This window comes from Metabacillus rhizolycopersici (genome assembly GCF_020075705.1).
Window position 1 is genome coordinate 1 of record NZ_JAIQUM010000116.1, and the last position, 10,787, is coordinate 10,787.

The 10,787-nt window shown below is 36.5% G+C and carries 10 protein-coding genes; 2 read left to right on the forward strand and 8 right to left on the reverse strand.

All coding sequences use genetic code 11. The features are described 5' to 3' along the window. Positions 1 to 259: 259 nt before the first annotated feature. Positions 260 to 418 (reverse strand): DUF1540 domain-containing protein, encoded by a 159-nt coding sequence (locus K9V48_RS25560; RefSeq protein WP_224141915.1) that lies wholly within the window; start codon positions 416 to 418, stop codon positions 260 to 262. Between the two features lie 269 nt (positions 419 to 687). On the opposite strand from K9V48_RS25560, the gene K9V48_RS25565 reads away from it, so the two are divergent. Both K9V48_RS25565 and K9V48_RS25570 read left to right on the forward strand, forming a co-directional pair. Then, positions 688 to 993: a helix-turn-helix domain-containing protein gene (locus K9V48_RS25565; protein WP_224141916.1), complete on the forward strand. Its 306-nt coding sequence runs from the start codon at positions 688 to 690 to the stop codon at positions 991 to 993. Between the two features lie 11 nt (positions 994 to 1,004). Continuing rightward, entirely contained in the window at positions 1,005 to 1,850 is an 846-nt protein-coding gene (locus K9V48_RS25570; RefSeq protein ID WP_224141923.1) for an IS3 family transposase, read from the forward strand. A gap of 329 nt (positions 1,851 to 2,179) precedes the next feature. On the opposite strand, the gene K9V48_RS25575 is transcribed toward K9V48_RS25570, so the two are convergent. The 7 genes from K9V48_RS25575 to K9V48_RS25605 all read right to left on the reverse strand — a co-directional run bounded on the left by K9V48_RS25575 (position 2,180) and on the right by K9V48_RS25605 (position 10,071). Continuing rightward, positions 2,180 to 4,090 (reverse strand): PTS fructose transporter subunit IIABC, encoded by a 1,911-nt coding sequence (locus K9V48_RS25575; protein ID WP_224141917.1) that lies wholly within the window; start codon positions 4,088 to 4,090, stop codon positions 2,180 to 2,182. A gap of 12 nt (positions 4,091 to 4,102) precedes the next feature. Then, positions 4,103 to 5,017 carry a 1-phosphofructokinase gene (gene pfkB / locus K9V48_RS25580; RefSeq protein ID WP_224141918.1) on the reverse strand — a complete coding sequence of 305 codons (915 nt, stop codon included), beginning with the start codon at positions 5,015 to 5,017 and terminating at the stop codon, positions 4,103 to 4,105. Further along, on the reverse strand, positions 5,014 to 5,766 hold the full coding sequence (locus tag K9V48_RS25585) for a DeoR/GlpR family DNA-binding transcription regulator (protein WP_224141919.1): 753 nt from the start codon (positions 5,764 to 5,766) through the stop codon (positions 5,014 to 5,016). Before K9V48_RS25585 ends, pfkB begins: the two co-directional genes overlap by 4 nt. 969 nt (positions 5,767 to 6,735) lie before the next feature. After that, positions 6,736 to 6,885, reverse strand: coding sequence for a hypothetical protein (locus tag K9V48_RS25590; protein WP_224141920.1), 150 nt, complete (start codon positions 6,883 to 6,885; stop codon positions 6,736 to 6,738). Between the two features lie 1,135 nt (positions 6,886 to 8,020). Then, the gene (locus K9V48_RS25595) at positions 8,021 to 9,436 is read right to left on the reverse strand and encodes an MATE family efflux transporter (RefSeq protein ID WP_224141921.1); all 1,416 of its coding nucleotides are present in this window, start codon (positions 9,434 to 9,436) and stop codon (positions 8,021 to 8,023) included. 14 nt (positions 9,437 to 9,450) lie between these two features. Then, complete coding sequence (locus K9V48_RS25600) at positions 9,451 to 9,732, reverse strand: metal-sensing transcriptional repressor (protein WP_111617976.1); 282 nt, start codon at positions 9,730 to 9,732, stop codon at positions 9,451 to 9,453. Positions 9,733 to 9,867: 135 nt separating this feature from the next. Continuing rightward, on the reverse strand, positions 9,868 to 10,071 hold the full coding sequence (locus K9V48_RS25605; protein ID WP_224141922.1) for an aspartyl-phosphate phosphatase Spo0E family protein: 204 nt from the start codon (positions 10,069 to 10,071) through the stop codon (positions 9,868 to 9,870). Positions 10,072 to 10,787: the final 716 nt, after the last annotated feature.

Genomic DNA, 10,787 nt, shown 5'->3' on the forward strand with positions numbered 1-10,787 from the left:
TTCCGCATTTCCTCATGCAACCTACAAACTCGTTACCAAGCATGCAGTTTCGGATGGAGATCATCTTTGTATCTAGATGAGTAGCGTAAGCTACACTGTGTGAATGCGACTTCTTGTCGCACCATAATGTCAATTATCAGCAATTAAAGAGGTTGGGCGCCTTTTAGGTACCCAACCTCTTTTTTATGGAATGTAACATAGAGAATTTTTGTTATGTAGAAAGCAAAGTTGTTGTTTCTAGCAAATCTTAGAGGCATTTTTATGAAGCAGTAGGTTCAAAGGTTTTACAGCCTGTTTCTTTAATTTCAGAAGGTTGTTTACTCTCAAGGCTCACTACATAAATTAAATTAGCAGTACATTTGTTTCCTTGTTCCCAGTTTTTACAGCTATTTACCTCACATAATACGCTTTGTGTCATATGATTCACCTCCTTTCAAAGTGGATGTGAACTTTTATGATTCTAGTTAATACTTATTCCCTCTCATTACCTCAAAACCCTTCTGGATTTACATTCTTTTACACGACAAAATTATTTGTATATCTTATACATTTCTAGTTAACATAATCAGATATTATAAGTAGTAAAAAACACACTAGATAAAATGAACTGAACCCACTGTTTGGGACAAGGAAAAAACACCATTTATGTCGTATAGATAAACTATATTACATGAGGGGTGTTTTTTTATGGGGTCAAGAGTTCATTATCCTGCTGAAATAAAATGGGAAGCTATCAAAATGATGGAGGCTGGTCATTCATCTAGAGAAATAAGCGAAACATTAGGGATTAAAAATAGTAGTCAAGTAAGGATATGGATAAGGTGGTATAGGAGTGGGGAAACCCATAGATTTGATCAGCCTGTCGGAAAACAATATTCCTATTCAAAAGGCGTTGAGGAATTATCGGAGGTTGAGGTATTAAAGTTAAGAATTAGACAACTTGAAATGCAAAATGAAGTGCTGGGAAAGTTAAAGGGGATCTCAGGGAAATAAGTAAAACGAACATTGTAAAAGTAGTTGAGTCTCTTAAAGGGAGATTTTCAATTAAAGAAATGTTGGAGTTTCTGGAGATCCCAAAAAGTAATTATTATCGTTGGAAGAAACATGCAGCTTCTGAATGGGACAATGAATTAATTATTCTAATTAGAGCCATTTCTAAGAAGCACAAGCGTAGATATGGTTATCGACGAGTTACAGCGGAATTGAAAGTGGTACATAACAAAAGAGTTAACCACAAAAAAGTAAGAAGAATCATGAGAGAAAATGGTCTATTAGCAAAGATAAGAAGGAAAAAGTTTGTTCACTATAAACCTTCTGAAATAGTTAAGAAGCAAGATTTAATTAAAAGAGAATTTAAAGCTGAAGCCCCGAATCAGAAGTGGTATACGGATGTTTCTACTTTAACATTTGGAGAAAGTCATTTATATTTGTCAGCTATTATCAATGGTTTTAATAATGAAGTTGTTAGTTCAGTAATTAGTAATTCTCCCAACCTACAGTTAGCTTATGATACGGTGGATCAGGCACTTGAGAAGCGAAAGATTGATAAAGTTATTTTACACTCAGACCAAGGAGGGCTCTATACTTCTCCTAAATTTCAGGCTTATGTAAAAGAAAAGAACATTATCCAAAGCATGTCCCATAAGGGAGTGTGCTACGATAATGTTCAAATCGAATCATTCTTCTCACATTTAAAGGAAGGAGCCTTCTACTCTCAAGATTGCGTAGCGACCAACTCCAAAATCATTGAGACTGTGGAAGAATACATCTATTATTATAACAACGAAAGAATCCAAATTAAACTAAATAGCCAGTCCCCGATTAAATATCGAGAACTGGCTACGGCATAGGTGTTTTTTCTGAATCCCCTTAATAATGGGGTTCAGACTGATTCCGGTGTGTTTTTTATATAAGGGAAGAAATTGGAAGGTAGTTTAACATTATATAATTATGAACGATAAATGTTATTTGACATAAGTCATTCAGTTCAAACCCTTTCATTTACAAATACTTCAAAACATTCATCTTTAAGGCTAACAGTATCAATTCCACAATGGATTAATTGTCAAACTTCTTTCCATCGCCTAACATCCCCATTCCACATTAATTACAAAAAATTCCTTATCGAATTTTCAGAGATTCAATTAGAATGCTTTCTAAAAACTAGATAACTGTAAATTTAAGCAATACGTTTTTCTACCTTGTAACTTTCTTTTTGTTTCTTCGGTTTTAAAAACCCAATGGTGATTGCGGTGACAATTGAACCAGTTAAAATGGATGCAAGATATAAAAATGGGTTTCCTGATACGATTGGAATAACAAAGATTCCACCGTGCGGGGATGGCAACCCGATATTAAATACCATTGTCAAGGCTCCTGCAACTGCTGAACCGATAACACATGCTGGAATGACACGACCTGGGTCTGCTGCTGCAAATGGAATCGCACCTTCTGTAATAAAGGTCGCTCCCATGATATAGCTTGTTTTACCTGCTTCACGTTCTTGATCTGTAAATTTACTGCGGAAGATTGTTGTTGCAAGCGCAAGACCTAACGGTGAAACCATACCGCCTGCCATAATCGCTGCGTGAGGCGCGTAGTTGCCTGCATCAATCATCGCAATACCGAATGTAAGTGCAGCTTTATTAACAGGGCCACCCATATCAATCGCCATCATACCGCCAAGAACTAAACCAAGAAGCACCAAATTTCCCGTACCTAGCCCTTGTAGCCATGCTGTTAATCCATCGTTAACTGCTTTAACTGGATCAATAATGATGTACATCATTACAAGACTTGTCAGTAATACACCAAATAACGGATATAATAGAACTGGCTTAATACCATCTAATGATGGTGGAAGACTACTAAACGCTTTCTTTAAGCCAACGACAATATATCCAGCCAGGAAGCCAGCAATTAAACCACCTAAAAATCCTGCTCCCCCTACTGATGCCATTAAACCGCCTACCATCCCTGCAACAAAACCAGGACGATCAGCAATACTCATCGCAATAAAACCAGCTAATACAGGAATCATTAACGCAAATACATACTCACTTCCGACTGTCTTTAATGTTGCGGCAATTGGATGATAAGATGGATGGTTAGGATCTGTTGCATTGACTCCGAAAAGAAATGAAATCGCAACTAAAATCCCGCCAGCAACCACGAATGGAAGCATGTTTGATACACCGTTCATTAAGTGCTTATAAAAACCACGACGTTCAGTTGAGTTACCTTCTGCTTTTTTCTTTGCGGTTGAATCAGGTCCATCTTGGTAAACAGGCGCATCTTGTTTCAATGCTTGTTCAATTAATTCCTGAGGGCGGCGAATACCCTGTGCCACAGGTACTTGGATAACATGCTTTCCTTTAAAGCGATTCATTTCCACTTGCTTATCAGCAGCGACAATAATGGCTACTGCACGCTCAATTTCATCTGCTGTTATCTTGCCTTTTATTCCGCTTGAGCCGTTTGTTTCTACTTTCAAGTTGACATTCATTTCTTTTGCTTTTGCTTTTAAACTGTCAGCAGCCATGTATGTGTGTGCTATACCTGTTGGGCAAGCTGTTACTGCAAGAATGAGATCATTGTTGTTTTCTTTCACAACCTCTTCTTCCTCTTCTTCGCCTTCGCTTTCTTTTGCATCGATTGCATTAATCACATCATCAATCGATTCCGCTTCAATCAATGTTTTGCGGAAATCAGTATCCATTAATAGCATCGATAAACGCGAAAGTGTTTCAAGATGGGCATTGTTTGCCCCTTCACTTGCGGCGATCATAAAAAATAAGTGAGCAGGTTGACCGTCAAGTGATTCGTAATCAATTCCGCTTACCGAACGTCCAAATGCGATTGCTGGTGTTTTGACCGCGTTTGTTTTCGCATGCGGAATCGCAATGCCTTCACCAATTCCCGTTGTACTTTGTGATTCACGTTTTAAAATGGCTTCTTTATATCCCTCGCGGCTTACTAATCGTCCTGCTGTATCTAGTTTTGCCACTATTTCTTCAATTACTTGATCTTTTGATGTACTTTGTAAATCAAGAATTATCGTATCTTTCTTTAGTAACTCTGTAATTTTCATGCTAACACCCACCTATCCGATTCTTTTGATTTCCACTTTCGGTACTAGACTCTGTACATCTTCCCATGTGCACAGCTCCAATGAAAACGCCGTCGCACTTCCAGAAGCAACACCTGTTCGAAATGCTTGAACAATATCTCCGTCCTGTACGTAAGCGCCGAGAAATCCAGCAACAAGTGAATCCCCTGCACCTACTGAATTTTTCACGGTTCCTTTTGACACAGATGCTTGATACACCGCATCTTTTGTAACAAGCAATGCACCTTTTTCTGCCATCGAAATCACTACATGCTTAGCACCGAATTCAAGAAGCTTTTGACCATATGGAATCGCCTCTTCTGGTGTCTCAATTATGACGTCAAACATCTCACCTAGTTCATGGTGATTCGGTTTAATGAAAAACGGTTCTTGTTTAACAACATCCAAAAGAGCCTTACCACTCATATCGACGACTACTTTTGCCCCTTGTTTTTTTGCCAGTTTCGAAAGTGATTGATACAAATTGCCTGGCAATGAACCTGGAATACTTCCAGCTAAAACAAGGATATCTCCATCCTGCAAACTTTCCACTTGTTTGAAAAGCTGTCGAAACTGGCTATCTTTAATCTCAGGACCTTGACCGTTAATTTCTGTTTCTGATTTTGTTTTCAATTTAATGTTTATGCGAGTGTCGCCGTTTACGCGGATAAAATTTGTAGAAATGCCTTCTTCTCTTAAAAATCCTTCTATGTATGAACCAGTAAATCCGCCAATAAACCCCAGCACCTGACTTTCAACTCCAACACGCTTTAACACCCGAGAAACATTAATGCCTTTTCCACCTGGATAATGCGCTTCGAATGACACGCGGTTTAAATCGCCAAGTTGAAAATCATTTACATGTAAGATGTAATCGACGGATGGATTTAATGTGCATGTATAAATCATCGTCTCACAACCTCTACTGTTGTTTTTTCTTGATATAATTCCCATTTATTTTCCTCATGTTCATTTGTAATAATGGCAGCCTCATGTATATCAGCAATTTTTGAAAATGATGTTTCGGAAAGTTTCGAGTCATCTGCGATAATAAACGCTTCTCGTGATAATGACATGGCAATCTGCTTAATCATTGCCTCTTCCGTATCTGGTGTTGTATATCCATATTGTAAGTGAATACCGTTCACACCTATAAAGCATTTATCAAAACAATATTGCTGTAAACTTAAGATAGCCCCTTTGCCAATCATCGCTCCTGTATGACGCTTAAGCTTACCGCCGACTAAATACACATGCATATGACTTTCAATTAATGCGGGCAGATGCATTAATCCATTTGTAACAATAACGATATCCTTCTCAATTAAATAAGAAATCATTTCAAAGGTCGTCGTTCCTGCATCGAGAAAAATGCAGTCACCTTCTTCTACTAAACTTGCTGCATATTGAGCAATTACCTTTTTTTCTTGAATGTTTTTGGATGATTTTTCAGGTACACTTAGTTCCAAACGATTTTTTTTTAACAGTGAAGCGCCACCGTGGACTCTCTTTAACAGCTGTTGTTCTTCGAGTTGGCTTAAGTCACGACGGATCGTCGATTCTGAAGCATCCGTTTCTTCTGTAAGATCTTGTAATTTTACAACCTCTTTTTCCTTCAATAACTGTAAAATAGCCTGATGTCTTTCAGACGTTAGCAATTCGGCACCTCTTTCCTACAATAAAACACTTTCGCATTTCTATTCCTAGAAATTTTATCGTAAAAACCAAAAATAATCAATCAAATTCATTCAAAAACAGTCAAATTCATTCAAAACAGGTCAAAAAAACCATACAACGCTTTTGTAAAGTGTCGTCCAGTTGCTCTTTTTAATAACCATCTGTAATCTTATAGTTTGTTGTTATCGAATATAAGCGTTATAAGATATTAATGAATACAATCATGAACATGAACGCATGAAATCTATTGATAGAAAACGAATTTTTCAATTATGATCAGAAGATGACTGTAAACATGATGAAACATTACTGATTTTGAAAGAAAGCACGGACAAACAAAACCAAGTCATTCGCTCATTAGTCAGGTACAATAGCAGGAATACATTGAACTAGAGGAAAGAAATAGAAGGTAATGAATCATTAATAGAAATGTAAGAAGCTAGAAAACAGATTGCAGTTGCAAATTATTAAGAAGAGAAAGATAACAAAAAAGGGGATTATGTTCCAGTATTTCGGGCAAATAGTAACAACTGTTAAGGGCGAAAATTAATTGTAAAAAATTGCTTTTTATGGTTCTGTTACATTTAACATATCTTTCTGATGAAGCAATTGTTGCTTTGAAATATAGTTTGATCAAAGATACCCGACAAACCAGTATTTTACGATAAATAAAAAGAAGCCATTTTGAAAGATGAATTCTAGGTTTCAAGTGGTTTTCCTAGAAGATGACCGTGAATCCGCTGAGACTGTTCTTCAAGCAGTTTAGCCTTCTTCCTTATACTTAGCTTTTATACCTTGCCATTCAGTCGTAACCTTTCCACTTTGGCTAACTTACGGCTTTCCTGACATGCTACACACTCCCTCTCCAGTTTCCCTTTGAGATAAGTCAGGTGGTATTCTAACCGTTTCTGTGATTATTTCACCGCCTAATGGTGAAATATACAAAGCCCTTATGGGCGCACTACTTCTCGATCTTCATCTCCTATAAATCTTGCTGCAATATCAGCACCATCTTGAGGTGAACGCACTATGTAACTATCTCCACCTTCAACCTCCTGAATTACTTGTTTAATACGTTGAATTTCGTAAACTTTTTCCATTTTTAACACTTCCTTTCTTTGTTTGATTCTCCACTAATGATGGGCGCAAACTGTGTGAAGGGTTCGCTTACGGAGAAGCGAACTCGCCAGTCAGGCATAGACAACAGGCCTGGCCCTTGCCTGTTGTCGTTCAAAATCGAGTGAAGCCCAATGACTTAGGGGCAGTTAGAAAGTGTTTTTTGCTTTCTTACTGTTCCTTAGCCTACTTGGCTTTGCCAATTTTGTTTGCCTGACGCCCGCCCTTCACTCGGTTATAAGCCCACTCATTACAATTAGAAGAACAAAGAAGGCTCACTACGCTAGAGCGTGGCGTTTAAACAGATCGTGAGATCTGTAAACGCCTAATGGCGAAGGGCTCGATGCCCGAAGCTATTAAACTCTCAAACGGTAGAAGGAAAAAAGCTCTTGGATCTTTTTGATTCGTCAAGAATCAGAAAGGACATAAAGAGCGTACTATATCAAAAGCCATGCGTTGATATAGTCGAGTTTGTTAGGGTTCGATGCCCTAACAAACTCGTCTTTTACTCTTTTAAAAAGCTCTTTAAAGATTTTTTATTCGTTTAGAATCAAAAAGACGCAAAGATCGTGCTATATCATAAGCGATGCGTTAATATAGCCGGGTTGTTGGGGTTCGATACCCTTAACAACCCGATTTTTTAGTCATTTGGAGTAAAGCAAAGCGAGCGACACGATTCTTGTTTTCAGACAAGAATTTACCATTTCTTCTAAGAGTAGCGTTCAGAAGGTTTTCGGCTCATTCGGTATGCCGAAGCGACACGTACAGAATGACAAAAAGACGTTCTTTCTTTTTGATCAGTCTGTAGTGCTGCCGCCCAAAGTATGTTCTTGAATTTCTAAGTTCTTGGTTTCTAAAGAAAAAAAGCTAGCCTAAAGGCTAACTTGTTAATATACACTAAAACAATTCACTCGAATAAAAAGAACAAACATTCCTATAATAAAGAAATGAATATTTTATACAAATCTAGTTCACATAATCATCCTTCTCGGCAATAACAAAAGGATCTCCATTAGAAGATCCTTCTTATTTCTTTTCTTTTTAAACTAAATAAAGTAACCAAACTTAGTAATATTAATAAAAAGTATTTTGATTAATAGATTAAACATTCTGAAATTTCTATACGTTTTGATCATGTGTATTTCTACTTAGAAGTCCTGTATCTTTGTCTTCAAATGATTTTTCTTCCTTAATCAATTGTCGGAATAGATAGCGATACCTCCATGTTAAAAATACAGCACGTACTACGATGTCTAAAACGATAGCTATCCATATTCCGGCTATTCCTAAGTCAAAGTATATTCCTAATACATAAATTCCGATAATCCTAATTAACCACATGCCTATAGCAGTACTGTACATAGGACTTTTTGTGTCACCTGCTGCTTGTAAGGCACCTGCTAATACAAATCCTATTGCCAAAGCAGGTTGTGCAAAAGCATCAATTTTTAAGGCTGTGGTGACCATCTGGATTGCTTCAATATCAGTTGTAAACCAAGCTGCCATCCATGATGCACAAAAAAACATAATAACTCCAATTAGACTCATAAATATAACGGCAATTCCTGTCGTAAGTAGTCCATAATGATATGCATCAGTTGATTTACCTGCACCAATATATTGTCCAACCAAGGTAGTTGCTGCTATTGCTAATCCATAACCAGGCATATAAGAAAACATTTCAATATTACCAGCAATTATATGGGCAGCAAAAGTCTCCGTTCCGATATAAACAATGAGTCCAATATAAAGAATCTGACCTAATCGCATAATAAGTCGTTCAATCGCTGCTGGTATTGATAATTTTATAATAGGCGAAAGTAGTGACTTTGAATCGTTTGAGTCAAATAGAGAGAATGAAATATTGGATTTTTGAATGTAATAATATAGAGCAAAAGTACCTAAGATTCTTACAATGACCGTTGCCCATGCGGCACCAGCAACTCCCCAACCTAACCAACCACCTAAGCCAAAAATCAATACATAATCAAGTCCAATATGCAAAATGTTCATCCACCAAGCTACGTTCATTGGTGTTTTAGTATCGCCCGATGCTCGTAATATGCTCCCAAAAATAAGCATTATGGAAATAAACACAGATGGTATCCCAACGATACGTAAATAAACGGATCCTTCTTTTATTACTTGAGGTTCAGCTCCCATAAGAAGCAGTAACGATTCAGAGAAAAATAAGGTAATTAGCCCAAAAATAATTCCAATTATTAATGAAAGTAAAGTAGATTGTTTCGCTATTGCTTTTGCCTTATCAATATTATCTGCTCCTATGCTTCTAGTAATTAAGGATGAAGCACCAATTCCAATGGCCATAAAGATAGCCATGTAAACATTTAATACCGCATTCGCAACTCCGACAGCAGTTACTTCAACTAGACCAAGTTTTGCAACAAAAAGAGTATCCACAAAGCCAACAACTGTTTGTAAGATGTTCTCGATCATGGCTGGTATTGCTAAGAAAAGGATAGCAACTACTTTTTCCTTTGTTGTTCGATTTTCTAAAAGTCTTTCATAAGACATAGATGGTCCCTTCCTTATCGTATAAAGTTTTCTAATGCCTTTTTTAAGTCTTCAAGAACTTTTTCTTCATTTCCTTCATGGACCGCGTTGACTAAGCATCCCTCCATATGGTCAGAAAAAATAACTTTTGCGGTATTATCTAGAGCTTTTCTCACGGCAGCAATCTGAAGTAGAATATCGGGACACTCTCTCCCGTTTTGTGCCATTTCTTTTATTGATCGTACATGTCCTTCAATTCGAGCAAGACGATTAATGACTTGTTTTCGATGTTTATGTTCGTGCGTATGTTCACTCAATTCAATTAAAAGTATCCGGTTGAACAAGATCCTACAGTATTTGATGAATACTTTATACAAATCTAGTTGACATAATACGATGTTATCGGTATTGAAAAGGACTGCTAATAAAAAAGATAAAAGAAAAATCCCATATTAAATTAAAATACAGGATTTTTGATAAACTTTTTGTATATTATCAATCTTTAATTTTTGATAAATCGTGATAAGCTGGTCTAATTTTTGACTGTAATAAAGGGTGTTATAGCTATTTAAGCCAGTTTCTTCTGCAATCTGGATCAAATTTTCTTTCATCTGATTGATCCTTCTTTCTAATTCATTGACCTCTGTACAAATCATCTAAATACTACTCCTGATCATCCATTTTTATTTGTTTAGTATACTAATTATTTTACACACAAGCAATATTATGCAAAAAATTCTATATAATTGAAATACACCTGACATAAGTTCCTATAAAGTTTAAATACAAATAAAGTTGTTACATTTACAATAAAGTCATTGGGGTACTGACAACATTTCGGAAAAAACGTACGCTAAGCCTGCAACCGTTGATACAAAAGGGATATTCAGTTAACGCTCGTTTTTGGTGCTGAAACTGAAAAATCTATTTTTGCTTTGAAAACAGCTAGTTTTTAGTACCAAAACTCATTCCCAAAATGTTGGCGAGACCCCATATATTACATCTAACCACTATTCCCAATCCTTACCCTTCTTTTGTAAATAAAAATATTTAAGTATTGAACCAAGTATAGTTAGTGCTAACAAAATAAAAAAAGGCATGTTCTCAATTATAAACATGCTGTCCCTCCTTATAAGTCCAATTAAACAACATACATCCTATACCTTATTCATTTTCAATTTACATTAGAACACTTATCTGTAGTAAAAACTTCTCTGATTTTCTACTAAAGTAATAAATATATATTGGATAGGCTACACTAAGTTGGACAGATAAAATAAGGGGATGTAAACTTAGACTATTAACTTAAGGAGCGTGCTACTATGACACGTCAACGTCGAACTTTTACACCCGAATTTAAACTGCAATTAGT